This window comes from Pleurocapsa minor HA4230-MV1 (assembly GCA_019359095.1).
Classification (GTDB): domain Bacteria; phylum Cyanobacteriota; class Cyanobacteriia; order Cyanobacteriales; family Xenococcaceae; genus Waterburya; species Waterburya minor.
Genome location: JAHHHZ010000024.1, coordinates 187987 through 214556, shown reverse-complemented (window position 1 = coordinate 214556; position 26570 = coordinate 187987). Strand labels below are relative to the sequence as shown.

General features: G+C 39.6%; 24 protein-coding genes. 16 read left to right on the top strand and 8 right to left on the bottom strand.

The genetic code is table 11. The features are described 5' to 3' along the window. The first annotated feature begins 18 nt into the window (after positions 1-18). From KME09_16250 to KME09_16240, 3 genes are all read left to right on the top strand, one after another. Complete coding sequence (locus tag KME09_16250; protein ID MBW4535488.1) at positions 19-1008, top strand: glycosyltransferase; 990 nt, start codon at positions 19-21, stop codon at positions 1006-1008. 204 nt (positions 1009-1212) lie between these two features. Continuing rightward, the gene (gene gyrA / locus KME09_16245) at positions 1213-3771 is read left to right on the top strand and encodes a DNA topoisomerase (ATP-hydrolyzing) subunit A (protein MBW4535487.1); all 2559 of its coding nucleotides are present in this window, start codon (positions 1213-1215) and stop codon (positions 3769-3771) included. Between the two features lie 110 nt (positions 3772-3881). Next, positions 3882-4841, top strand: coding sequence for a DUF362 domain-containing protein (locus KME09_16240; protein ID MBW4535486.1), 960 nt, complete (start codon positions 3882-3884; stop codon positions 4839-4841). Between the two features lie 113 nt (positions 4842-4954). Here KME09_16240 and KME09_16235 read toward each other — a convergent pair whose 3' ends face one another. Next, complete coding sequence (locus KME09_16235; protein MBW4535485.1) at positions 4955-5311, bottom strand: Rieske (2Fe-2S) protein; 357 nt, start codon at positions 5309-5311, stop codon at positions 4955-4957. 344 nt (positions 5312-5655) lie between these two features. On the opposite strand from KME09_16235, the gene gnd reads away from it, so the two are divergent. Next, positions 5656-7110, top strand: a complete 1455-nt coding sequence (gene gnd / locus KME09_16230) for a decarboxylating NADP(+)-dependent phosphogluconate dehydrogenase (protein MBW4535484.1) — start codon at positions 5656-5658, stop codon at positions 7108-7110. A 141-nt stretch (positions 7111-7251) separates the two neighbouring features. On the opposite strand, the gene KME09_16225 is transcribed toward gnd, so the two are convergent. The 3 genes from KME09_16225 to KME09_16215 all read right to left on the bottom strand — a co-directional run bounded on the left by KME09_16225 (position 7252) and on the right by KME09_16215 (position 11779). Further along, entirely contained in the window at positions 7252-9000 is a 1749-nt protein-coding gene (locus KME09_16225; GenBank protein MBW4535483.1) for a DGQHR domain-containing protein, read from the bottom strand. 245 nt (positions 9001-9245) lie between these two features. After that, on the bottom strand, positions 9246-11129 hold the full coding sequence (glmS, locus tag KME09_16220; GenBank protein MBW4535482.1) for a glutamine--fructose-6-phosphate transaminase (isomerizing): 1884 nt from the start codon (positions 11127-11129) through the stop codon (positions 9246-9248). Positions 11130-11194: 65 nt separating this feature from the next. Next, entirely contained in the window at positions 11195-11779 is a 585-nt protein-coding gene (locus tag KME09_16215; GenBank protein MBW4535481.1) for a DUF3172 domain-containing protein, read from the bottom strand. 142 nt (positions 11780-11921) lie between these two features. Here KME09_16215 and KME09_16210 point away from each other — a divergent pair, with 142 nt between their 5' ends. The 3 genes from KME09_16210 to accA all read left to right on the top strand — a co-directional run bounded on the left by KME09_16210 (position 11922) and on the right by accA (position 15307). Continuing rightward, the gene (locus KME09_16210) at positions 11922-12788 is read left to right on the top strand and encodes a hypothetical protein (protein MBW4535480.1); all 867 of its coding nucleotides are present in this window, start codon (positions 11922-11924) and stop codon (positions 12786-12788) included. Between the two features lie 314 nt (positions 12789-13102). Then, the gene (locus KME09_16205) at positions 13103-14116 is read left to right on the top strand and encodes a response regulator (protein ID MBW4535479.1); all 1014 of its coding nucleotides are present in this window, start codon (positions 13103-13105) and stop codon (positions 14114-14116) included. A gap of 210 nt (positions 14117-14326) precedes the next feature. Continuing rightward, entirely contained in the window at positions 14327-15307 is a 981-nt protein-coding gene (gene accA / locus KME09_16200) for an acetyl-CoA carboxylase carboxyl transferase subunit alpha (protein MBW4535478.1), read from the top strand. Between the two features lie 211 nt (positions 15308-15518). On the opposite strand, the gene KME09_16195 is transcribed toward accA, so the two are convergent. Next, positions 15519-15662 carry a hypothetical protein gene (locus KME09_16195; protein ID MBW4535477.1) on the bottom strand — a complete coding sequence of 48 codons (144 nt, stop codon included), beginning with the start codon at positions 15660-15662 and terminating at the stop codon, positions 15519-15521. Positions 15663-15810: 148 nt separating this feature from the next. Here KME09_16195 and KME09_16190 point away from each other — a divergent pair, with 148 nt between their 5' ends. Both KME09_16190 and folE read left to right on the top strand, forming a co-directional pair. Continuing rightward, positions 15811-16542, top strand: coding sequence for an SDR family oxidoreductase (locus KME09_16190; protein ID MBW4535476.1), 732 nt, complete (start codon positions 15811-15813; stop codon positions 16540-16542). 59 nt (positions 16543-16601) lie between these two features. Continuing rightward, entirely contained in the window at positions 16602-17327 is a 726-nt protein-coding gene (gene folE / locus KME09_16185) for a GTP cyclohydrolase I FolE (GenBank protein MBW4535475.1), read from the top strand. A 39-nt stretch (positions 17328-17366) separates the two neighbouring features. Here the strand turns inward: folE and KME09_16180 are convergent, their stop codons facing one another. Continuing rightward, positions 17367-18710: a UDP-N-acetylmuramoyl-tripeptide--D-alanyl-D-alanine ligase gene (locus KME09_16180; GenBank protein ID MBW4535474.1), complete on the bottom strand. Its 1344-nt coding sequence runs from the start codon at positions 18708-18710 to the stop codon at positions 17367-17369. 264 nt (positions 18711-18974) lie between these two features. Further along, positions 18975-20612: an iron uptake porin gene (locus KME09_16175; GenBank protein MBW4535473.1), complete on the bottom strand. Its 1638-nt coding sequence runs from the start codon at positions 20610-20612 to the stop codon at positions 18975-18977. A gap of 468 nt (positions 20613-21080) precedes the next feature. On the opposite strand from KME09_16175, the gene KME09_16170 reads away from it, so the two are divergent. From KME09_16170 to KME09_16160, 3 genes are all read left to right on the top strand, one after another. Continuing rightward, complete coding sequence (locus KME09_16170) at positions 21081-22049, top strand: ribonuclease Z (GenBank protein MBW4535472.1); 969 nt, start codon at positions 21081-21083, stop codon at positions 22047-22049. Between the two features lie 182 nt (positions 22050-22231). Beyond that, entirely contained in the window at positions 22232-22435 is a 204-nt protein-coding gene (locus tag KME09_16165; GenBank protein MBW4535471.1) for a hypothetical protein, read from the top strand. 108 nt (positions 22436-22543) lie between these two features. Next, a complete protein-coding gene (locus tag KME09_16160; GenBank protein MBW4535470.1) occupies positions 22544-22690 on the top strand; it encodes a hypothetical protein in 147 nt (48 codons plus the stop codon). A gap of 177 nt (positions 22691-22867) precedes the next feature. On the opposite strand, the gene KME09_16155 is transcribed toward KME09_16160, so the two are convergent. Beyond that, positions 22868-23251, bottom strand: coding sequence for a tetratricopeptide repeat protein (locus KME09_16155; GenBank protein ID MBW4535469.1), 384 nt, complete (start codon positions 23249-23251; stop codon positions 22868-22870). Between the two features lie 226 nt (positions 23252-23477). On the opposite strand from KME09_16155, the gene KME09_16150 reads away from it, so the two are divergent. The 4 genes from KME09_16150 (at position 23478) to KME09_16135 (ending at position 26466) form a co-directional block, all read left to right on the top strand. Then, a complete protein-coding gene (locus KME09_16150; GenBank protein MBW4535468.1) occupies positions 23478-23696 on the top strand; it encodes a DUF1902 domain-containing protein in 219 nt (72 codons plus the stop codon). A gap of 6 nt (positions 23697-23702) precedes the next feature. Next, positions 23703-23933: a type II toxin-antitoxin system HicA family toxin gene (locus tag KME09_16145; GenBank protein ID MBW4535467.1), complete on the top strand. Its 231-nt coding sequence runs from the start codon at positions 23703-23705 to the stop codon at positions 23931-23933. Between the two features lie 227 nt (positions 23934-24160). Beyond that, positions 24161-25762, top strand: a complete 1602-nt coding sequence (locus tag KME09_16140) for a 2-isopropylmalate synthase (GenBank protein MBW4535466.1) — start codon at positions 24161-24163, stop codon at positions 25760-25762. 152 nt (positions 25763-25914) lie between these two features. Beyond that, on the top strand, positions 25915-26466 hold the full coding sequence (locus KME09_16135; protein ID MBW4535465.1) for a DUF922 domain-containing Zn-dependent protease: 552 nt from the start codon (positions 25915-25917) through the stop codon (positions 26464-26466). The last annotated feature ends 104 nt before the right edge of the window (positions 26467-26570 follow it).

Genomic DNA, 26570 nt, shown 5'->3' with positions numbered 1-26570 from the left:
TAATCAGTAATCATCTCGATGCGAAAACTCTATTTTTTAGTGCCAGGGACAACAGGAAAATTTGGCGGAGGTGGTTTATGGGCAGAATTAAACACCTGTAAATTAGCCCAGCAAGTTGGTGAGGCAGAAATAGTTACCTATCGGCAGCGAGAGTCTCAGCACGCTTTTTTAGCGGATATCTTGCCTAATTGCGATCGCAACTCAGCAATATTTATCATTGGCTGGGGTTTTGATGTTCCTAAAGTTATGGCACAACTGCCAGGGCAAAATATAATTTATCATGCTCATAGCGCTAACTACGGATTTTCACTACCGTCTAATGTGCCGATTATTACCGTAAGTCGCAACACGATGGGTTATTGGGGTGAAAAAGCTGCCAATAGTTTGATTTACTATTTACCTAACCAAATTAGTGACGAGTTTTGTAATCTTCAGCAAACAAGAGATATCGACATCTTGGTACAGACGCGCAAGTCTTCAGAATATTTGCTTGGACAGTTAATTCCTGCTTTGCAAGCTTTATATCGAGTGGAAATTATTAATAGCTATGTTGCCGATCTGGCAGGGTTATTTAACCGCAGCAAAATTTATCTTTATGATTCGGCGGAATATTGGGCAACTAGTGGTGTGACTGAAGGTTTTGGGTTGCCTCCTTTGGAAGCTTTAGCCTGTGGTTGTCAAGTATTTTCTAGCGTTAATCATGGGCTAGCTGACTATCTCGATCCTGGATTCAATTGCCATAAGATTGCTGGCTATTCATTGGAGTATGACCTAACCAGAATTAACGAGGTATTGCAACTATCAAACTCGAATGCAGACTCTTGGTTAGCCGAATATCGCAGCGATCGCTTAATTGCCAGACTACAAGTGATTTTGACGGAAATAAATCAGTTTTTTGACTGTCAATCGCATCTGAAAACTACAATCAAAAATTTAGATTCTCAGCGAATTCAGCAGTTAAAAATTAAACAACTTTGGCGTAAATTACAGCGAAAACTACCCCTTTAGTACAGCTTAAGAATCCTGGCGCGATTCAAAGACTTGTGTGCTAGCTGTAGCAAGCTTTTTGTCTCACCAATTGGGGGTCAAAATGTGTTAAAATTTTAAGATAAAATGCGACTATATTAGGCTTTATTGGCTGTAAAAAAGAAGTTTGCCGAGCTTATCAGCCATTAATCCAAATTATTGCATATATTTGGAGTTTTTCAGAGTATGACCACTTCCCAGGAAAGGATTATCCCCACTGATCTAAGTAACGAAATGTCGCGTTCCTATTTGGAATATGCGATGAGCGTAATTGTCGGCAGGGCGTTGCCCGATGCTAGGGATGGTCTAAAACCAGTCCATCGTCGCATTCTTTACGCGATGTATGAACTTGGACTAACCCCAGATAGACCATTTCGTAAATGCGCCCGTGTTGTCGGGGAAGTATTAGGTAAATATCATCCTCATGGTGATACTGCCGTTTATGATGCTTTAGTGAGAATGGCGCAGGATTTCTCGATGAGGAATCCGCTAATCAATGGACACGGTAACTTTGGCTCAATCGATAACGATCCTCCCGCAGCCATGCGTTATACAGAGTGTCGTTTACAAGCTTTGGCAACGGATTCTCTACTACGAGATATCGAAGCCGAAACTGTAGATTTTGCCGATAACTTTGATGGTTCGCAACAAGAGCCTGTAGTTCTGCCTGCTAGAATTCCTCAGTTGCTGCTCAATGGTTCTTCAGGAATTGCCGTAGGGATGGCAACTAATATTCCGCCCCATAATTTGGGTGAGGTGATTGATGGAGCGATCGCCCTAATTCACAATCCAGAGATTAGCGATCTCGATTTGATGCAGTATATCCAAGGGCCCGATTTTCCCACAGGAGGACAAATCATCGGTAGGTCGGGCATTCGAGAAGCCTATACCACAGGTCGAGGCTCAATTACCATGCGGGGTGTGGCGGAGATTGAAACTCTGCAACAGCGAGGCAGAGCAGATAAAGAAGCAATCATTATTACCCAGCTTCCTTACCAAACCAATAAGGCTTCCCTGATTGAAAAGATTGCCGACTTGGTTAACGATAAGCGGATCGACGGAATTTCTGATATCCGTGATGAAAGCGATCGCACGGGGATGCGAATTGTAATCGAACTCAAGCGTGATGCCTATCCCCGTGTTGTTCTCAACAACCTTTATAAGCAAACTGCGGTTCAGAGTAACTTTGGCGCAAATATGTTGGCGTTGGTCAACAACGATCCTCAACTATTAACCATTCGTCGCTTCCTAGAGGTATTTTTAGAATTTCGCGTTGAGGCGATCACTAGACGAACTCGTTACCAGTTACGCAAAGCAGAAGAAAGAGACCACTTACTACAGGGTTTATTAATTGCCTTAGAAAACATTGATGCAATTATTGGATTAATTCGTGGGGCAGCTGATACGGCTACCGCTAAAAACGAATTGGTGGAAGGATTTGGTTTATCTCAAACTCAAGCCGATGCCATCCTGCAAATGCAGCTACGTCGTTTGACGGCTTTAGAAGCGGAAAAAATTCAGGCAGAACATGAAGATCTTCAGACTCAGATTGCCGATCTCAACGATATTCTGGCGCGTAAAGAGCGGATCGAAGAAATTATTGAGTCGGAACTGACGACGATTAGAAATGTTCACGCTACCCCTCGTCGCACTGAGATTATTCAGGGAGAAGGAGAGCTATTAGACAAAGACCTAATTGCCAATGAGCAGTCAGTTATTTTGCTCACCGAACAGGGCTACATCAAACGGATGCCTGTTAGTACCTTTGAAGCTCAAAGCCGTGCCACTAGAGGTAAAGCTGCCGCTAAAATGAAAGAAGACGACGGGATTGAACATTTCATGACCTGTTGCGATCACGATACGGTGATGTTTTTTAGCGATCGCGGTGTGGTCTACTCATTTCCTGCCTATCAAATTCCTGCTACTTCTCGAACGGCGAGGGGAATTCCCATTATTCAGATGCTGCCTGTTTCCCAGTCAGAGAAAATAACCTCGATGATTGGGGTGAGTGAGTTTACTGAAGATGAGTATCTGATCATGTTGACTCGTAAGGGCAATATTAAAAAAACTGCCTTGTCAGCTTTTGCTAATATTCGTTCTAATGGTTTGATTGCGATCTCGTTGCAAGACGAGGATGAACTGCGCTGGGTACGCTTGGCAACCAATGAAGACAGCGTAATTATTGGTACGCGCAAAGGTATGGCAATCCATTTTAAAACCAATAGTCAACAACTACGTCCCCTAGGCAGATCGACTAAGGGTGTCAAATCGATGAAGCTCAAGGGTGATGATGAGCTAATTAGCATGGATATCATTCCCTCGCAGATTGTAGCGACAATCGGTACCAGCGTTGATGATGAGGATGATGATGACAGCGGCGAAGAGTTAATTGATGAAGCGGTAGATCAAGGCCCTTGGTTACTGGCGATTACCAAAAATGGTTATGGCAAAAGAGTTCCCATCGGTAAGTTTCGCTTGCAAAATCGCGCAGGAATGGGTGTTAGAGCGATCAAATTTAAGTCTAAAGATGACCGACTAGTGGCGATCGATATCGTTAATCTAGAAGATGAACTAATGATCGTCACCAATCGCGGAATTATGATTCGTCAAGCAGTTAAGGCGATCTCTTTGCAGTCTCGTAATGCAACTGGGGTAAGAGTTCAGAGGTTAGATAAAGACGATGCGATCGCTGCTGTTGCTCCCGTTCCTCCTCTAGAAGAAGAAGGAGAAGAAACGGAAGAATAGACAATTGAGCCAAAAATCAGGCAAAAAATTTAGCAGCTCGTAATTAGTAAAAAACAGAGAGAATTTCTTTCTGTTTTTTAACTTGAGAAAACTTTTTAGGACTATCAACAATGTATACAGTCAGTTTAATTCGTGCCGAATCTTACGAACTGAAGGAATTGCGATCGCGCATTGAATATCTACTAGAACCTCTGGGGGGAATGACAGCAATCGTCAAACCAGGCGATCGCGTATTGCTCAAGCCAAACCTGCTTACGGGTAGTCGTCCCACCAAAGAATGCATTACTCGTCCTGAAATTGTCTACTGTGTTGCTCAACTGGTACAAGCAGCAGGAGGTAAACCCTTCTTAGGAGATAGTCCTGCTTTTGGTAGTGCTAGGGGAGTTTGTAAGGCTAACGGTTATCTACCTTTATGCGACGAATTAGACCTACCAATTATTGAATTCAAAGGACAGCGTTATGCTACTGAAAACGAAAACTTTCAGCACTTACGTTTATCCAAAGAAGCGCTGGCTGCCGATGTTGTAATTAATCTGCCTAAAGTTAAATCTCATATGCAGTTGACCATGACTTTGGGAGTTAAAAATCTCTTTGGCTGTGTCCCTGGCAAAATGAAAGCTTGGTGGCATATGGAAGCGGGTAAAGATGCAGAGCGTTTTGGCGAAATGATTGTCGAAACAGCAAAGGCGATCGCTCCTAATTTAACCATTATTGACGGTATTATTGGTCATGAGGGAAATGGCCCTAGTGGGGGTGAACCCAAACAGTTAGGAGTGTTGGGCGCTTCTACTGACGTATTTGCTCTAGACCGTGCCATGATTGATATCCTCAACGTCGATCCTGCTACTGTCCCCACTCTAGCTGCTCAATTCAAACAGGGACTCTGTACCGAACTAACCGAAATTGAGTTTCCTTACTGCAAGCCTGCGGATTTACAGGTAGCTGATTGGAAGTTACCCGATGCACTGATGCCAATTGACTTTGGACTTCCCCGTGTCTTGCGATCGACCTTTAAAAACTTCTACATTCGCTTTATTAAAGAACCAATGAAAACCTATGGCAAAAATTAAAGACTAGGAAGATTAGGAAATAGGAAATAGGAAATAGGAAATAGGAAATAGGAAATAATATTTCAAAGATGTCCTAGTGATTAGGGTGTAGATATAACAACACCCTATAAAAACTAAGCTGATAAATCTACTAAAATTTGCCCATCTTCCACCTTAGTGGGAAAAACACCTAGGTTTTTTTCTGGGGAAATTTTCCCAAACAAACCACCGACTACTGGCGGAAAAGGACACCATGTCTTTACGTTACCAGTAGCTAGATCGAACTCGCTACGATGCCAGGGACAGACGATCGCACCATCAGCATTAACTTTTGCTTTCTTCAGAGGTAATTTTAAATGAGGGCAAATATTATCCACCGCATAAATATTTCCCGCTTCATTGAGGAGTAAAAGCGATCGCTCTTGTAATTTAACTACCTGTCTTGTACCTGTCCCCAAAGCATCCACTGCTAAAGCTTTTGTCCAAACCATAATAAATAGCTCCAATTTTAATCATAGATTGATAATCTGAATTCATTATTCAGGAGTTTGTCAACTAAATAATTTTCCGATTAAAAAATATGTACTGTAGCGATCGCTTAAGATGATTATGATTAGCTCGATCTTATTTAAGCTTTAATTAGTCTGACTGCTATGCCAATTGTATAAATCAATACGATTATCCAGCCAGATAGTTTTTCAACACAATTTTGACGCGAAAAAATCGAAGAGTTGATTAAGGAACTAATCTTAACTTAGTAAATTGCGCTAGCCTTTCTTTAGATTGTTATTTTTCCAATCAAACCAGCAAGAATTAGGGCAAGTCGAATAATACTATGGCAAAAAGAACTTTTGGAGTAATTGGTTTAGCCGTCATGGGTGAAAATCTCGCCCTGAACGTAGAAAGTCGCGGTTTTCCCATCGCTGTATTTAATCGCAGCGCCGATAAAACTAAGAAATTCATGGAAATCCGAGCGCCAGGTAAAGATATTAAAGCAGCTTATTCTTTAGAAGAATTTGTGCAAACTTTAGAACGTCCCCGCAATATTTTAGTCATGGTTAAGGCGGGACAACCTGTAGATGCTGTAATTGAGCAATTAAAACCATTATTGGAAGAAGGGGACACCATTATTGATGGTGGTAATTCTCTTTATGGTGATACTGAAAGACGTACCAAAGATTTAGAATCATCTGGACTTGGTTTTGTCGGCATGGGTGTCAGTGGCGGAGAAGAAGGAGCGCTTAAGGGGCCCAGTTTAATGCCTGGAGGTACTGAGTCTGGTTACCGAGATTTAGAACCAATTCTGACCAAAATCGCTGCTCAAGTTGATGATGGGCCTTGTGTTACTTATATTGGGCCAGGTGGTGCGGGTCACTATGTAAAAATGGTGCATAACGGCATCGAGTACGGGGATATGCAGTTAATTGCTGAAGCCTATGACTTGATGAAAAACACCCTCGATCTCAGTGGAGAGGAATTGGAAGAAGTATTTAGCCAATGGAATCACACTGATGAGCTAAATTCTTTTTTAATTGAAATTACTGCTGATATTTTTAGCAATAGAGATCCTGAAACTGACCAACCTTTAGTCGATTCAATTCTGGATTCTGCGGGACAAAAAGGGACAGGTCGTTGGACAGTGGTCAGCTCTCTAGAATTAGGCGTACCAATTCCTACTATCTATGCTGCGGTTAACGCTCGCGTTATGTCTGCCTACAAAGATGAACGGGTCGCAGCTTCTAAAGTAATTACGGCTCCAACTGGCAAATACCAAGGAGATAAGCAACAATTTATCGATCAGGTTAGAGATGCTTTATATTGCTCTAAAATGTGTTCTTATGCTCAAGGAATGGCACTACTAAGCACCGCCTCAAAAGAATTGAACTTTAATCTCAATTTAGCCGAAATAGCGCGTATTTGGAAAGGTGGCTGTATCATCCAGGCTCGCTTCCTCGACAAAATTAAACAAGCCTTTAATGAAAATCCAGCTTTGCAAAACCTGTTGTTAGCACCAGAATTTAAGCAATCAATCGTAGATCGCCAGTCTGCTTGGCGCGAGGTATTAATCACTGCAAACCAACTAGGTATTGCTGTACCTGCGTTTAGCTCCTCCCTAGACTATTTTGATAGCTATCGTCGGGCTAACTTACCGCAGAATCTGACTCAGGCTCAAAGAGATTACTTTGGCGCACATACCTATGAACGAGTCGATCGCCCTAGAGGTGAATTTACTCATACTGAATGGACAAAAGTTGCCAAACAGTCTCTGCAAACAGGTACGACAGACTAGGTTGAGCTGCTTAAGTTAGGATTAAATATTTTAGGACATGGTGTTTTGTAAGTTTCACCCAGTGTAATTGCTATGTCCTATTTTTTTGCTATTTAATTTAAGCTATTTGAACGGTTAGTTAAGTTTATTTGATTTTATTGATTATATATCTTGAACAGAATAAGGTTTTTGTCTATTTTTATTTAAAAAAGTACAAACTTTAGTAGGTGAATATTTTGCATCTGGAATCTGATAGTTTTTAGGATCAAATAAAGGTTGATTATAATCATCTATGTTCTGTAACTTTATAAGATTATGCTTGATATTTTTCAACTCTGTTTTTAACTGATTCCAAGAAAACCCTTCTTCAATAAAAATATAAAGTAGATTTATAAATCCCGCCCAAAATTTTGAATACTGAAAAGAAGTATTAATTTTTTTATTTGGCTCTAATTTATCATTTTGAAAAACCATAAATATTTCATTAAAATACCTTTCCAATAAAATAATTCCTTTATCAACTAATACATTTTTTTCTGATAATTCATCAATTCGAGAATTAAATAATTGCTCGTACCCAGCTTTTTTTAATAGATTTTTGTCACTTTTAGCATTGGCAATTTTTTTTATTTTATTAATATTTGTTATTTTTTTTATTGCATCTATTATTGTCCCAGCTTCAATAAGTCCTTGATTAATTTTATCTAAGTTGACATCAAAAAATGAACTATATTTTTGACGAGCATTTACTCCAACTATAATTCTAGTTGCAATAACTTTTGGATCGTCACTTCCCAAATCATAAGCAATTTGATCCAGATGAGATATTTCTACTTTTGTTTGGTTAACATTGATTTCTATAAAGGTTATAGCACTACATTGACTCATTAACTTTTCGTCTGAAGTTTGAAAATCAATAGCAGTTACTTGAATTTCACAACGATCTTGCATAATAGATTCGACTTTCTCGTCTGCATAAGAGAACAGCCTGTGTTGACCATCAACTATAGAAATACTTCCATATTTATTTGGTATATGTAAATAGCTATCATTAACTCCATCCTCACAATATTTGCATTCTTTGGACAAAATAACCAAAATATTCGATGGAAACATAAAGTCTGAATCAACCAAGACGGTTTTTCTTATTTCTTGCAGTTTTTCATAATTTAATAATCTCTGATAATTGTAATTATTATCTTGTAATGAAGGCAATTCATCTTTTCTATGTACATGGGCTATATCAAGTAATTTATATGGTGATATATTAAAAGTATATAAGTCAGCTAAAACTTTGACTTTAGTACTAACTTTTCTGTTTTTCTTTCTAATAAGTAAATGATCTTTTTGATAAATACTGATAGCAGTATTATTAGTGTGTTTAATATCAAAATTATGTAATAAATAGTTTTTTGACCATTTCCCTAGAGTTTGTGAGTATTCAATAATTCTAAGAAAGTCAGATTGATAAAATATCGCCATATTTTGAACATCTGACAGAGTTAAATCATATTTTTCTTTTTTCGTAGTGATAAAAAAGGCTTTAATATATTCTATTTCTCTGAAAAGTTTGATATTTTCTGTCTTAACACCTAATTTTAGCCACAATTCACTTGAAAAATTTATACGTTTGATAATGTTAGTTTGTTTTACAAACTTATCGTATTTTGATTTAATGCTTTTTTTATCTATTCTTGCTGTTATCTCACCTATCAGACAAACTTTATTATGAGGAATCAAATAATCAAATTCAAGGTGTTCATTTTCTAAGTATTCTGGAGCTATATCACTTAGTTTAGTTTGACCCAAATTATAAAAGCAGTTTAATCCAATATCTTTAAAAACTTTGTATCCATATTCTTCAAGTTCTTTTCCCGCAAGTTTTTGCAATGCTTGTTGATTTTGGTGCATAGATGATATTTGAAATTTAGATCAAAAATTTTAGAAGAAATTACTTTTATCAATGCGGAAATATAAATTAACCGCAAGTTAAATTTTAGGCTCTTAACCTTTTGGCAATTTATGAATTGATTGAATTTTGGCATAAAAAATGCTCAAATATTTTAAACAACAAATGAGCATGATACATTGTTAAGCTGTAATTTTAAGCGAAATGCTAAGACAGAAAGCATCGAAAGTATAAAAAACGATATTTACTACTCAACAGTGACGCTTTTTGCCAAATTCCTTGGCTGATCGACGTCTAACCCCTTAATCGCTGCAATGTGATAAGACAGCATTTGCAAAGGAACAACCGCTAATATAGGGGAAATCAATTCATCTACTTCTGGTACGGTCAAGATATTATCAAAGGTGTGGGCTGCTTCAGTGGCATTCATCGCCGTAGTTACACCGATTAAACGAGCATCTCTAGCTTTGGCTTCTTGGGCGTTGGAAATCACCTTGTCATATACGCTGCCAGGCATAGCTACAGCGACTACAGGAACTTTATTATCCAATAAAGCGATCGGCCCGTGTTTCATTTCGCCTGCGGGATAAGCCTCTGCATGGATGTACGAAATTTCCTTCAACTTTAAAGCACCTTCTAGGGCGATGGGAAAGTTGATACCTCGTCCAATAAAGATAAAGTCTTCGGTTTCGGTAGTAAAGTCATGAGCTAATTCTTCGATCGCATCTGCTTGAGTATCCAGGATGGCTTCGATTTGGCTAGGAATATGCCGTAATCCTTCGATAATTGCACCAATTTTCTGATTCAATATAGACTGACGACGATAAGCTAAGTCTAAAGAGAGGAAATAAAAGCCCATTGTCTGAGCAATAAAAGTCTTAGTGGCAGCTACACCGATTTCGATACCTGCGTGAGTGTCGATAATGCGATCGCAAATCTGAGCAATACTACTTTCCGCGCGGTTGGTAATTGCCAGTAGTTTTGCTTGGAATTTTGGTTCTAAATTTGCTCTTCTCGCTCTTTCAGATTCTAAGGCAGCAATGGTATCGGCAGTTTCTCCTGATTGGGTAACACCAATAGTTAAAGTGTTGGCAATGATTGGTTTGGGGGAATAGCGAAACTCTGAGGAGTAATCGACGGTGGTGGGAATACCCGCAAGTTGCTCTAGCAGATATTTGCCAATTAAAGCAGCGTGCCAACTTGTCCCACAGGCAAGTATTTGAATATGCTCTAGATTATCTGTCAAATTAGGGGTTAGACCGAGATTGACAGGACTATAATCAGGATTTTCATCAGCGTGCCAGTTAGGATTAAGATAAGTATTCAAACAAGTACGTACTACCGCAGGTTGTTCATAGATTTCCTTTAGCATGTAGTGGCGGAAACCCTGTTTTTCTACCTGTACGGGATTCCAATCTAAGGTACGAGGAAAACGAGACATTCTTGTTCCCTTGAAGTCGTAGATTTCTACTCCTAAAGGTGTTAGTCTGGCTATTTCCCCATTTTCCAAATTAAGGATGGTGTGGGTATGGGGCAAAATGGCTGTCATATCAGACGCACAGAAGAATTCACCCTGTCCAAAACCTAGTACTAATGGGGCTTGTTGACGGGCAACGATTAATTCATAAGGATGATCTGCACTAACAACGGCGATCGCAAATGCCCCTTCTAATCTGGCGATCGCTTTTTGGATAGCTACCATCAGAGAATTAGAATCAGCCAAAAACTGAGTAATTAAGTGAGGAATGACTTCGGTGTCTGTTTCTGAACGAAATTCAATTTTTTGACTAATTAATTCTTCTTTTAGCTCCAGGTAGTTTTCAATAATGCCGTTTTGTACCACTGCTAAAGTGCGATCGGTATTTAAATGAGGATGAGCATTATGTTCCTCTGGTTTACCATGAGTTGCCCAGCGAGTATGTCCAATCCCAATTTGTGCTTGATTGATGGTATGTTCTAGCTTTTCTCGGAGGTTAAATAATTTACCCTTGGCCTTAACACAGTTTACTTGACCTTCTTCAACGGTGGCAATCCCTGCCGAGTCGTAGCCTCGATACTCTAATCTTTCTAAACCAGATATTAAGATATCTGTAGCTGCTTGAGTACCGATATAACCAACAATTCCGCACATACTAAGCTTTTTTGATAAACAACTGATCGATCGCCTTAAGTGTATATCAGATATGAAAATAATTACTAGAAATTGTCTGATTCTGGTAATGCACCAGAGCCATTTTTACTTAAGAATAAATTGCCCGCAGCATCGTTTTGGTAGATGCAATCAATTTTTGGTTTACCTTCTAAAGCACCTATAAAACCGAAGGTATTCATCCGTTGCTTACAATCTCTTACCTGTTGCGAACTCACCAAGTTTTGCTGCTCTAAAATTGCCCAGTTAGTTCGGCGTAATACACATCCAGGCTGCATCTGAGGCTGAGTTAAATAGACGCTAAAAGGATTTAAGGTCAGAAAAACACGCATATCAGTAACGATCGCACTAGCGCCAAACTGCTGACAAACTTCTGGGTTGGGTGCTTTACGATCGATTTGTAAACTAGAATCAACTGATGCCAAATTACTAGAACCGCTAGCTAAATTTAGAGATAGCCCAATAACTATACCGACTATAAAAACACTGGCTATAATCGCTATTTTTGCTATGTCTAAGGGATTTTTCTTTTCGGGTGGATTAGGTTTAGAGCGATAGTTTTCAGACTGAGCATAGCGGTCTACTCGACCATTATTGTAGTTATTGTTAGGGTTACGATTTCTACGAGCCATAGGTGATTACTGATTACTGATTACTGATTACTGATTACTGGTTACTTAGGGATACATTATTCTATTTTAGAAGTTCTGATCGGGGAATTTGGTTCTAGTTTAAGCTGAGTCTACAAGCTATTTAATTTTTCTGGAAACTGCTATGAATAGTAATCAGTTCACACCTCAGCTTACGGAAGATGGCTCATACACTTTTTTCTCCCCAGAGTTTCAAGAAACGTTTCATTCATCTTTCGGTGCTAAACAAGAAGCGGAAGTAAGATATATTGAACCCTGTCAAATTAAAGAGTTAGCGACACAGCAGTCTACTGTACGTATTTTAGATGTGTGTTATGGGTTGGGTTACAATAGTGCTGCTGCTTTAGAAGCGATCTGGTCAGTTAATCCCCAGTGTCAGGTAGAATTAATTGCTTTGGAAATATCGGCGGATGTCCCCCGTCAAGCAATCCAATATAATCTCTTAGCACAGTGGCAATTGCCTATTCCCAGTCTGTTGGCTGAGTTAGCTAGTGAATTTAAAGTCTGTCAGGATTTTTTATTTGCCAAATTGCTCTTAAATGATGCTAGACAAGCAATTCAATCGTTAGTCACCGAAAATTGGCAGGCTGATGCTATTTTTCTAGATCCTTTTTCTCCGCCAAAATGCCCTCAACTTTGGACGGTAGAGTTTATTAGCTTGTTAAGCAAATGTCTCACCCCTCACGGAAGACTCGCAACCTATTCTTCCTCCGCAGCAGTTCGCACCGCATTGTTGAGTGCTGGATTAAATATTGGTTCGATTACAGGTGCTGGACGTAAATCGCCTGGGACAATTGCTGCGTTTGAGTATAAAAATTTACCGAAGCTCTCAATAATGGAGCAAGAACACCTGCAAACTCGTGCTGCAATTCCCTATCGCGATCGCTCTTTTCAAGATCGAGCAGAACAAATCATTGTTCGTCGACAGCAAGAACAGCAACAAAGCCCTCAAGAATCAACATCTCAGTGGCGTAAACGGTGGATGAAGTAAAAAAAATAGCCCTTAATATACCGTAAAATCAAGGAAGTATTAACTTTAAAGTGTTTTTATTAAGCTAAATTAAGAATTAGACTCCGTATAATACCTGATCCCAAATATCGAAATTATCTTCATAATATTTATCGATATCGCTAAAACAAATTTTGTTTTAATTTTGTCGTTTGATCCAAAAATCCGAGCTAGGCTAAAGTGAGTTAATGTATGAAACTTCTCAATCAAATGGATCAGAACTCTAAAATTCTCTGAATCAATAAGATCAGTTTTAGCCAAATCAAATAAAAAATTTTCCCTAAATTAAGAAAATAATGAAAAAAGTTGGCGATTATCCTGTGGCTACCAGAACCAATACTTTCGTAAGCACCTACCCTGATTTGCCGACTGCCAAAATTATCATTGTCGATGAAAATCCTCTAAGTCGAATGACAACAATAGATCTTCTACTGCTAGATGGCTATGAGGTAATTGAAGCGGACAATCCCACTTCAGTTTTGAGTAAGATTATCGAACAACAGCCAGATTTGATTTTGCTTAATACGCAGCTGCGAGATATAGATAGCTTTACTTTATGTCGCCAGCTCAAAGAAAATTACCGCACCAATAATATACCCGTAGTATTTACCACTTTGATCAACAATCGCGATGAGCGAATCAAAGCAATGGAAGCTGGTGGTAATGATGTTCTGCTTAAACCCCTCAATCGAATTGAACTATCTACTAGGGTCAAGTCTTTAATTAACCAAAAACGAATTAATGATGGATTAAACCAAACAGAGCAGGTACTCTTTACTATTGCCAGAGCGATCGATAAGCGTTCTGTTACCAAGGGTGGTATGGTTCGCGTTGCCTCGTTGGTAAAATCTTTTGGTGAGTATCTTGGTTTAAGTGGACATGAGATTGATGATTTAGCTTTTGCTGCTCATTTACATGACATTGGCACTATTGTTATTCCTGATGCGGTGATGCTCAAAGTAGGAGAGCTAACTGTTGAAGAAAGAGAACTGATTAGACAACACGTTCTAATTGGGGAAGAAATCTGTCAGCCATTACGGAATCGTAGTGGCGTTCTGCCGATTGTGCGCCACCATCATGAACGGTGGGATGGAACAGGTTATCCTGACGGTCTATCTGGAACAACAATACCCTATTTAGCTCAGGTATTCCAGGTAATTGATATTTATGATGCTTTGACTAGCGATCGCCCTCATAAACGAGCCTATAGTCCAGCAGAAGCCTTAGAGATTATGCAGGAAGAAACCAAAAAAGGCTGGCGTAACCCAGAGTTGATCCAGCAATTCACCTTTTTTATCAATGAACAGTAATCATTGCTCATTGCTCATTGCTCATTGCTCACTGTTGAATCATGCTCAACAGTAAAGTAAGCCTTAAATCTTAATTGCGGCACCATAAATCAGGGTGCGATCGGCTCTTTTTTTTCGTATCTTGAATCACATAAATTGGTTAAAAAGATGCCTAATAGCAGATAATGATAGCGGGGATGCTGACTAAACCAAAATAACTATCTGTAAGCCATGGCTAAGACTAAACGTAAAACCTTCTTATTAGATTTTGAAAAGCCTCTAAGCGAATTAGAATCCAGAATCGAACAAATTAAAACTTTAGCTGAAGAAAATCAGGTGGATGTTTCCACCGAAATATCACAGCTAGAGGTTCGAGCAGGAGAATTACGTCAAGAAATATTTAGTACTCTTACTCCAGGTCAAAGACTACAGCTAGCTCGTCACCCTCGTCGTCCCAGCACCCTAGATTACATTCAGGCAATTAGTGATGAATGGCTTGAACTACATGGCGATCGCGGTGGCTATGACGATCCAGCCTTAGTTGGCGGTGTGGCACGGATTGATGGTTGTCCTGTGGTGGTGGTAGGACACCAAAAAGGTCGAGATACCAAAGATAATGTTGCCCGTAATTTCGGTATGGCTTTTCCTGGTGGCTATCGTAAAGCTTTTAGATTAATGCAGCACGCCAATCGTTTTGGTATGCCGATTCTGACTTTTATCGATACTCCTGGAGCTTGGTCGGGAGTGGAAGCAGAAAAGCTCGGTCAGGGAGAAGCGATCGCCTATAATCTGCGCGCTATGTTTGGGTTTGAAGTACCGATTATCTGCACCGTCATTGGTGAAGGGGGTTCGGGAGGCGCATTAGGGATTGGCGTAGCAGATCGTCTGTTGATGCTAGAACACTCGGTCTATACAGTAGCCAGTCCAGAAGCCTGTGCGGCAATTCTCTGGAAAGATGCTCAAAAATCTGACCGAGCAGCAGCAGCCTTAAAAATTACTTCCTGGGATTTAAAAGAATTAGGTTTGATTGATGAAATTGTTGCTGAACCTAGTAGTGGCGCTCATGCTAATCCTGTAGAAGCAGCTGCAAAATTAAAAGCAGCTATTGGGCGTAATTTGGAACAGTTAAGACAGCTATCTCCTCAGCAAAGACAAGAACTGCGCTATGAGAAATTTCGCCAGATGGGTCGTTTTGAGACAGTTGCTAATTAAACTAAATAATCTTGAGCTATTAGTCGATGGTTAAATTAGCGATATTTACTCCTTAAACAGATGTATATTTGAGAATGCTATAATGCAAAAGCAACATTTTGTTACATAAATTCTCATCTAGCGTTACTGCACAAATCTATCTATGTAGTTGACTTTAACTCTACTGGCAATAGAGTTTTAAACCAGAGGTGATTAATGACAGTAAATCAGGTTATAGTAACACCTGCCATATTTTACGGCGTCCTAAAGGACGACGCGAAGCTAGTGCCGTGGCATACCGCTTCGCATATGGAACATGGTCGGGAAACCCGACCGTTTCCGCCTTACATTTAGCATCCTGAGTCGCAATTGACATTTAGCCAGGACAAAATCTTGACGCTCAATACAGCAATTTATCTAAACAGCATTGGAAAAATAAAAATATTTTCAATTGTTTGCCAGATTGCATCTGCTATGTTGAATTTTTATATTTATTGAGTTGGACAAATCATCTTAAGAACATAATGAATCCACCCTCAAATCAACTGAGAGCAATCATCACAGGGGCGAGTAGTGGCATTGGCAAAGCAACGGCTTTAGCCTTTGCCGAATCTGGGATTGAGCTTGCTTTAGTCAGCCGCTCTGAAGCTAAACTACAAGCTTTAGTCTTAGAAATCGAGCAAAAAACCCAAACTAAAGCAAAAGCTTATCCGCTAGATTTAGCTGTAGTAGATCGAGTTGATCAGGCTATTTCTGCCATCTGCGCTTCTTTCGGCCCTATTGATATTTTAGTCAATAATGCGGGAATGGGGTATACCAATTTACTAAAAAATACAACTTTAGTAGATTGGCAAAAAATACTTGAGCTTAACCTCACTAGCGTTTTTCAGTGTGTCCAGGGAGTTCTACCCCAGATGCGCGATCGCAATTCAGGAACTATCATTAATGTTGCCTCAATTGCAGCCTCGAATGCTTTTCCTGAGTGGGGCGCTTATAGTGTCAGTAAAGCAGGGTTGGTGGCTTTCAGTAAAGCGCTATCGCTAGAGGAGAGGAGTAATGGGATTCGTACCGTAATTATTTCTCCTGGGTCGGTAAATACTCCTATTTGGGATACAGATACGGTTAAAGCAGATTTTAATCGCTCGGCAATGCTTACCCCAGAAATTGTTGCCCAGTCGATACTCCATACAGCTTTACTACCCAGTCAAGCGGTAGTTGAGGAAATGATCGTTATGCCCAGTGGAGGGGCTTTATAAACCAAGGCGATCGCATATTTAACAGCAAAAGGATCGAGTTTTACTCACATTAATACATTATGACAACAGTTTCTTCTAACGGTTCTAATCGTTCTGAATCATTGGGCAATAATTCTAACCCGCTAAAATCTAGTTTGTTAGATCAAATTGCCAGTAGACCAGATCGCAACACCCACAACGGACAAGCTGCACAAATCAAGGCGACTTCAGAAGCTGCTAAAGAACAAATGATGTCGGCAGTTTACACTATGCTAGAGTCAGTGGGGGAAGATCCAGAGCGAGAAGGATTACTTAAAACTCCCAAAAGAGTTGCTGAAGCCATGGAGTTTTTGACTAGTGGCTACAACCAATCCTTAGATGATTTAGTTAATGGCGCGATTTTTGACGAAGGACACAATGAAATGGTGTTAGTGAGAGACATCAACTTCTTTAGTCTCTGCGAACACCATATGTTACCGTTTATGGGTAGAGCGCACGTAGCATATATTCCCAATCAAAAAGTGGTAGGGTTGAGTAAGCTGGCTCGCATCGTCGAAATGTATGCCCGCCGTCTTCAGGTACAAGAACGCCTTACTCGTCAAATCGCCGAAGCAGTTCAAGCAATTTTAGAGCCACAAGGAGTTGCCATAGTGATGGAAGCTTCTCATATGTGTATGTCGATGCGGGGAGTACAAAAACCTGGCTCTTGGACGGTTACTAGCGCGATGATTGGTGTGTTTCAGGATGAGCAGAAAAGTCGTGAGGAATTTCTAAATCTCATTCGCCATCAGCCTAATTTTGGCTAAAGATCTAGTAGGGGCGATTCCCGAATCGCCCCTACAGAATTAGATTTTAATTAACTCCTCAACAACCTTGTTTAAGCCCACCGAATTAGAGGCTTTACACAAAATGCGATCGCCAGGGCGGATAACTTGTTTTAACTTACTAGTAAGAGTTGCGCGATCGCTAAAACATTCAGTTTTAATTCCTGCGGCACCTTTAATTATTTCTTGAGTTGCTGCCTCGTCTGCTAACACCATCAATAGATCTAAGTTTAATGCTTGGGCTTTTTGACCCACTTGACGATGTAGTTGGGGGGAATGTTCGCCCAATTCTTTCATCGTACCCAATACCGCAATATGTCTGGTACCAGGAGTTGCTTTGAGCATCTGTACCGCAGCCAGCATCGATTCCAAACCAGCATTATAAGTTTCATCTAGTACTACTACATCATTAGGTAGCTCGTAACGACGCGATCGCCCTTGAGGTAATTGAACTTGTAATCCTGCAATTAAAGGTGCAAAGTCGATCTTGAGGACTTGAGCGATCGCTATTGCTGCTAGATAATTACTGGCGTTATGTTCTCCTGGTAGGGGTAAAGGTAAATCTTGTTCGGCAACTGTAATGTTATTACCGTTAATTGTTCCGTGAACATCGCCCCCTGTTAAACCATAAGTAATGGTTTTTCCTTGCCACACTTTTTGGGCGGTTTCAATTAACAGAGGATTGTCGTAATTTAAAATAGCGATGCTCGTTTCAGGCATCTGTGCTAAAAGTTCGCATTTAGCTTGGGCGATCGCCTCTCTCGAACCTAAACGACCAATATGAGCTGTTCCCACATTGGTAATTACGCCAATTGTCGGGCGGGCAATATCAGTTAACAGGGCGATTTCCCCTAAGCCGCGCATTGCCATTTCGATTACGGCATAACTATGTTCTGAGGTAATTTGCAAAAGAGTTTTCGGCACACCAATTTCATTATTAAAATTAGCTTCAGTTTTGAGTACTTTTCCCTTAGTGCCTAACACAGCGGAGATTAATTCTTTAGTACTAGTTTTACCCACTGAACCCGTAACACCAATGACAGGAATGTTAAAGAGATCGCGCCACCACTGAGCAATTTGCTGATACGCCTTGAGGGTGTCTCTAACGATAAATTGGGGAACAGCTAGAGATTCAATTTGACGATTGACAATTAGGGCGATCGCACCTTGGTCTACTGCTTGCTCAACAAAATTGTGTCCATCGAAGTTTTCCCCTACCAAAGCGACAAATAGTTCTTGAGGTTTAATAATGCGGGTGTCCGTGGTGATGCCCAATACAGATACGTTTAAATCCGCACCAGTAGTTTTTAAAAGATTGTGCTTGAGAATTGTATCGAGTTCTGCCAGAGAAAAATAGAGAGGCATATTAGATCAACTGTTCCAATTAATTCCCGCTAGCTTAATTGTTATATCAGTTAAGAGTCAAGAGTTATAGCCGTATAAAGTTAGATTAGGACAATTAGGGTGAGCGGCTCGTAAGTAGGAAATAGGAAATAGGAAATAGGAAGTAGGAAGTAGGAAGTAAGAAATAGGAAATAAGACGGAACTAGTATTTCAAAAATGTCATAAGGTTTTGACGTATGGCTATAAAAGTCAAAAGTCAAAGCAAAATGATTAAGCTGCAACGAGTTAAAAGCTAAAAGTAGTCCTAACAGTGCCAATTACTAAGTCATCAGTATTTAGCGTATTACTATCTGGCTTGGTAATCCAAATTACTCCAGGGGTAATGGCAATATTATTACTTACCTGATATTGATAAAAAGCTTCTAAATGCAAAGAACTACTATCTTCTGGCAGATTTTCGATAGTGGAATTGGTCACTTGAGGTTCGCTGCCGACTACAATACCTGCAAGGCTACCTTCTTTCCCTAAGTCTGGTATTGCCAGAGTTGCTGCCCAATTCCAAATGTTTTGCGTGCCACGGTCAATCTGTTCGTTTAAGGTATCAAGGTTTCTGACTTTACTCAAGCCACCCCAGCCACCGATAATGATGCGATCGCTAATTGCCCAAGACAATTCTAAGCCATAGGAATTGCTAACTGTAGGAACTTCTGCACCAAACAATACTGCTGTTTGCGAGCGCAAATTAGATTGACTAGTCCCTGTTTCCGTATCGCTTTGGTTGTAGCTATGAATATAGGTAGCAGCTAGACTCAGGCTTTTAGAGGGTTCTAGGGTAATTTGTCCTAAAGCGCTGTAGGGGCCATTAAATAAACCGTTGCCAGAGGTTGACTCATTAGCAGAGGAGGCAAGATAACCCGCATCAATCTTAACTTGTTCAGTCGGACGATAATTAACCCCTAATCCAGCATCTGATGATGGATAGTAAAGGGGATTTCTGGTGCCAAAACGAGAAACTGCACCTGAACCGCCATCGCCATCTAAGAAGTTGATTGACGGGGCAATATCATCAGCATCTACCCCTGCTGCACCGACAATTAAACCTAAGCGATCGCCAAGATTAAAGGAATAATGTAAAGTATCCAGACGTATATTAGAATCATCTGAACTATCAGGTTCGGCAAAAGCCAAACCGCCTTGAAAAGTATCAATTTCCGACGCAAAACCCGAAAAATCACTCTGCGATAACCTGGTAAATAATAGATCATCCCCCTGAAAACTAGTCTTAAAATCTAACCTCAAACGACTACCTAAAATTGTACTGGTGCGATCGCTATCTCCAGCTAAAATACTACCTAAGCCCAAGATTGCTTCTCCCTGTAGTTTGCTAGTGGTAGTGAATTGTGTCGCTTCTAAATCTAGTAGTCGTGCCTGAGAACCGTCTGTTCTACCCTGAAGGATCGCTAATTCTGACTGATACTCCTGCATCAAGCGCAAAACTGTATCTATATCTATTTGGGGTACATTTTTGGTCTGAGCAATTATTTTTTCAATCTTATTTAAACAAGAGTTAAGACCAGCGGAAAATTCAGCACGGGAAATAGCTTGTTCCCCGCGAAAAGTGCGATCGTTAAATCCACTAATACAGCCATAACGTTCAATTAAATTTTGTAGAGCTTGATATGACCAATCTGTTGGTTGAATATCCTGAAATTGCTGGATAATGTTGTTTTGACTAATTAAATTTGGATTTGTCTTGGTTGACAAGTTTTCCTGCTCTAAATTATTAACAAAATATTCTTGACGACTGCTGTTCGGCAAGTTAATCTTATCTTGCTTCTGAGAAATATCACCTTTATTCCTTGATTCGGCAATAGCTTCACCATTTGATGCCAATAGCAATAAAGCACCAATAATAGATGCCATTTGGCAGAGCATACTTCGACTTCTTAACATTATCCCCAATCCTCATTCACACCAAAAATTGCAACTTATTTCTTCTAGAAAATTAAGTAAGCCTTAAATTTAATTGCCAAATAAATAGCTATATGTTTAAAACGTAATATTTTACTTAACTACCTAACTAATGTTAGAAGAATTTTGAACATAATTAAATATTCTTTTATCTTGGCATTGTTCACAATTAATCGGTAGGAAAAATAGATAAATCGATCCTTTATGGGAATCTATTAACGATTGAAATATATATATTATGGATATCATGAATAAATATTGAGCAATTGTATTATTTCTACATTTAATCAATTAACTTCCTGGTGAAGACAGGGAAAGAAAAAAAGGAAAAAGCGAAACTTAAATATTTTCAAGGGTCGTACTTAATTGCTAAGATAATTATTCACTGTTGATTGATTACTGTTCATTGTTCAAACTAGCGTGGAAATAACTTTTTTAGGTACTAGTTCTGGAGTACCAACGCGATCGCGAAATGTTTCAAGTGTAGCCCTGCGTCTGCCTCAACGTGCTGAGGTGTGGCTGTTTGACTGTGGAGAAGGAACACAACATCAGCTTCAGCGTAGCGACCTAAAAAGTTCTCAGATTCGACGCATCTTTGTCACACATATGCATGGCGATCATACCTTTGGCTTGATGGGTTTAATTGCTAGCTGTGGCTTAGCTGGAACTGGTCAACCAATCGACATTTATGGCCCCGAAGGATTAAAAGAATATCTTCATGCTGCTGCTAAGTATTCTTATATGAATTTTGGTTCTCGCCTGAAAATTCATACGGTTAAAACGGGCTTACTCTATGAAGATGATGAATTTAGCGTTAGCTGTCAGTTATTAAAGCATCGCATTCCTGCTCACGGTTATCGCGTAGTTGAAAAAGACCGTCCTGGAATGTTTAACCTGGAAAAAGCTAAGTCATTAGGCATCCCTCCAGGCCCAGTTTACGGCAAGTTAAAACAAGGACAAGTAGTTACCTTAGAAGATGGTCGAAAAATTAACGGCCAAGATTTATGTGGTCAACCAGAGGTGGGACGTAAGTTTGTCTATTGTACCGATACGGTATTTTGTGAGGCGGCAGTAGAATTAGCTCAGGATGCAGATGTTTTAATTCATGAAGCAACTTTTGCCCATCAGGATGCACAGATGGCGTTTGAAAAAATGCACTCCACAACCACGATGGCAGCCCAGGTAGCTTTATTAGCTGGGGTTAAACAGTTAATCATGACTCACTTTAGTCCTCGTTATGCTCCAGGAAACCCGATCCAGTTGAATGACCTCAAGCAAGAGGCGAGAGCAATTTTTCCGCAGACTAAACTAGCTTATGATTTCTACTCTTATGAAATACCAAGACGTAGAACAGAGAAAAAGCAACAAGTGGCTACTGCGGGGAAATAAGTAGGTGGGTGTAATTAAATTGGAAATGAGGTTAGGGAGTAACAAGTAACGAGTAACGAGTAACGAGTAACACATAGCTCTAAGGGTAGGGGTTTGATCAATTATTTTGCCTACCTACTTAGTAAAGTCTTTACTTGTTTAAAACAGGGTTAGTCTCAATTCGTTGACGCTCAAGTAGACCTATTCCCCCTCCAGGGGATGAGTATTTTTTATTACTCGAAACTACGTTACGATCACCAATTGTTAGTGAATACAATGATGCCGTCAAGGGAACAGACTTAGATAGCAAGTCCCTTGATAAGGTCATTAAAGCGATCGCTGGCGACACTAGTCAAGCTGGATTATTTAATGATGCTGCTCAAGCTTGGAATCATACTTTTTCTTAGCATTGTATGAAACCCAATGGTGGCAAGACTCCCACGAGAAAATTAGCACAAACCAAATGTTACTCCTAAATATCCGCTTTTTTTAGATTTAGATTGAAAAATAAGATCATGACTCAACTTAAAGACTCTCAAACCCGTAGTATTCCTCAATGGCAATCCAACAAAATGAGACAAATAATCATCGATCGGTGGCAGGAAATTTGGCTGGTTGTTGAGGCGAGAAACAAAACTCAAAAAACTTTATCGAGTCGATAAGCGAGATTAGGCTTCTCTTTAGCGATCGCGAAACTTTTCCCTAGAGCGATCGCTTTACATCTGATACTTTGAAAAAAGCCCTAAAGGATAAACGATCGCTTTAAGCATAATTTTGGCGATGACGATTTAGCTCGCTTGATTTATTTAAAAAGAAATTATCTAAAAGTTGATTAATTTCTAAGGAAGTTCTCTCAACAAGTGATCAACCTTTTCTGTCAAGACTGCACTTGCATCACCTTGAACTCGAAGTAACTGTTTTGCTTTTTCTAAATCGGTTCTGGCTAACTTATTTTTACCTTGCACAACGTACAAGTCTGCTCGACCTATATAAGGTAGCGCATTATTAGGATCGATTTTAATTGCTTGGTTAAAGTCAGCAATAGCTAATTCATATTTACCTTGCTCAGCGTAAGAAAATCCGCGATTATAGTAAGCTTCGGCAGAGTTAAGGTTTGCTTCTTGGGCTTGAACAGTCGTTTTTTCAGTAGAGATAATTGGGTATAAACCCAAAGTAGCAGAAAATAAAAATGTCGAGGCGATGAACGATACTAAAAGTTTCATATTATCGAAATTTAAAATAAGAATTATAAAATACATCAATTTTACTACGTTTTAGTATAAGGCTTTCTGAAACTTAGCTGGGTTCACAACGGAGCTTGAGCAGTACAGCGATCGCCTTACGTCTGCTCTGTTTGAAAAAGCGATCGCTTTATGCTGAATTTTTTAATTCTGCTTTTCACGCATAAAATATATAAATAAAAGTTGATTAAATAAAGCAAACTAAGGAATGGAAAAAATTATTAATTTGCACATAGAGAAACTTCCAGAAGGTTATTATTTAGCAACGACAGATGACCTTCAAGGACTTGTTGTTCAGGGTAGAACCATTGCCGAAACTCTAGAAATTGCTCGCGACGTTGCTCACAAGCTAATCGAATCCCAGACAAACATAACTCTTAATCCTATTGCAGATTCTTTTGACTATCCCTTAGTGATTGGTCAGTAATTAGTTATGGGAAGACTATCAGGGTTTAAATATCGCAAAATCATTAAAGTTTTGCAAGAATTTGGATTTGAATTTCACCGTCAGGCTGCTGGTAGCCATGAAATTTGGTTTAATGCTGAAACAAATTGCTATACAACAATTCCCAAACATACAGGTGATTTGCCTGAAGGAACATTGCGGGCTATTTTAAAACAAGCAAACATCAATCCAGAAGAATTTTTGCAAAAAGCACGTTGAGGAATTTTATGAGTAGTGCGATCGGCTTATCATTAACCTAATTGATATTCTTCGTAGAATTTTTGCTCTTTGCAAGTTACTTTTCTTACACTAATAATTTTGAGGCGATCGCCTCGATCAGTATGGGAAAGAATAAATACCTATAATTTTACTTATTCGGCATTCATCCTCTGGGACAAATCGCCTATAATTTTTAATATTGCAAATTCCCCCAAAGTATTTGGACTATGGACAATTCAAACAACCGCATTATTATTTTCGACACCACCTTAAGAGATGGAGAACAGTCTCCTGGGGCAACCCTCAACGTTGAAGAAAAACTGGAAATTGCCCATTCTCTATCCCGACTGGGAGTTGATGTAATTGAAGCTGGGTTTGCTTTTGCTAGTCCTGGAGATTTTGAAGCTGTACAGAAAATTGCGCAGCAGGTGGGAACTGAAAACGGCCCTGTGATCTGTAGTTTAGCTAGAGCTATTAAAGCGGACATTGAGGCTGCTGCCGAAGCACTTCAACCTGCTGCTAAGGGTAGAATTCATACTTTTATTTCGACTTCTGATATTCATTTGGAATATCAATTGAAGAAATCTCGTAGTGAAGTTTTAGACATTGCTCAAGAGATGGTGGCTTATGCCAAGTCCTTTATGGATGATGTGGAATTTTCCCCCATGGATGCGGTGCGGACTGACTCAGAGTATCTGTATCAAGTATTAGAAGCGGCGATCGCTGCTGGGGCAACTACGGTTAATATTCCCGATACTGTTGGCTATACGACTCCGACAGAATTTGGGGACTTGATTAAAGGTATCTGTGAAAATGTACCAAATATTGATCGAGCAGTTGTTTCCGTTCATGGTCATAATGATCTGGGTTTGGCTGTAGCTAACTTCCTTGAAGCAATTAAAAATGGCGCTAGACAGTTAGAATGTACCATTAACGGTATTGGTGAACGAGCAGGAAATGCTGCTTTAGAAGAGTTGGTAATGGCGCTTCATGTGCGCCGTCAGTACTTTAATCCCTTTTTAGGTAGACCAGCAGAATCTACCGATCCTCTAACTAATATAGATACCAAGCAGATTTATAAAACTTCTCGTCTAGTATCTAACCGCACTGGGGTAATAGTACAGCCCAATAAAGCAATTGTCGGTGCAAACGCCTTCGCCCACGAGTCGGGAATTCACCAAGATGGAGTATTGAAAAATCGGTTGACCTACGAAATTATGGATGCCAAGTCTATTGGCTTGAATGATAACCAACAGATTATCTTAGGTAAACATTCTGGGCGTAATGCTTTCCGTACTCGTTTGGCTGAATTAGGCTTTGAACTTTCTGAAACCGACCTCAATAAAGCCTTTATCCGTTTTAAAGATGTTGCCGACAAGAAAAAAGAAATTAGTGACTGGGACATTGAAGCGATTGTCAATGACGAGATTAGACAACCTCCTGAATTATTTCGTTTAGAGTTAGTGCAAATATCCTGTGGCGATCGCTCTCAACCTACTGCTACTGTAACTATTCGCACTCCTGATGGTGAGGAACTTACCGATGCAGCCATTGGTACAGGGCCTGTTGATGCGATTTACAAGGCGATCAATCGCGTGACAAATATTCCCAATGAGCTGATTGAATTTTCGGTACAGTCTGTTACTGCTGGGATCGATGCGATCGGTGAGGTGACAATTCGACTACGCTATCAGGATCGGGTCTATTCTGGTCGTGCAGCTAATACTGATATTATCGTCGCTTCTGCTAAGGCTTATATTAAGGCGTTAAACCGTCTTTATGCTGCTCAACAAGAGTCGGCAAAAGTAGCTTCCCAAGTTGCTATTTAGTAGTTAGATATTAAGGATTAAGCGATCGCTTTTGGCTTGAAGGCGATCGTTTTTTTTGCTTGAAAACACTAATTTATGAGGATTATTTAAAATCAAAACTAAGTATAAGAAAGTGTTAAATAATTATGAAGCGAATTACAATGTTTGCCTCTATGTCGTTTGCAGTGGCTGTCATGCCTATCGATGTAGTAGCATCACCAATTGTTGAGGTAAAAACAGATTACTATTCAGTTAGTGGTAGAACAGCAAAAGAAATTAGAAACGATTTGAACCGAAAAACTCCTGTTCAGGAAAATAAAGTTAAATATGATGCACAGACAAGCTGGTATGTGGAGTGGGATTTTTGGTGGAATGAGTCTCATGGTCGATGCTCAATTACCAATGTCACAACCAAAGTAGATATTCAATACATCTTGCCTAAACTAGCGGTTGCAACCCCATTACCTCAAGCGTTACAGCAAAAATGGGATAACTATATGCAAGCCTTGACAGCTCATGAAGTTGGACACAAAAAGATGGGTGTTGGGGCTGCTAACGAAATCGAACAAAAAATTAAAAATATGGCATCACGTCCTACTTGTAAACAACTTGAGTCTGATGCCAATCGTTTAGGAGCCGAAATTATTAATAAGTATAATTATCTTGATGACGAATTTGACCGTCGAACTAATCATGGTATTAATGATGGAGTAATATTTCCATGATAGACATAATAAATTCAATCACTAAAAATGATCATACCGTTTTTGAGATTTGAACATTTTGGTTACAATAATTTTTTATGTCTTACCGATTGATTAATAACTTG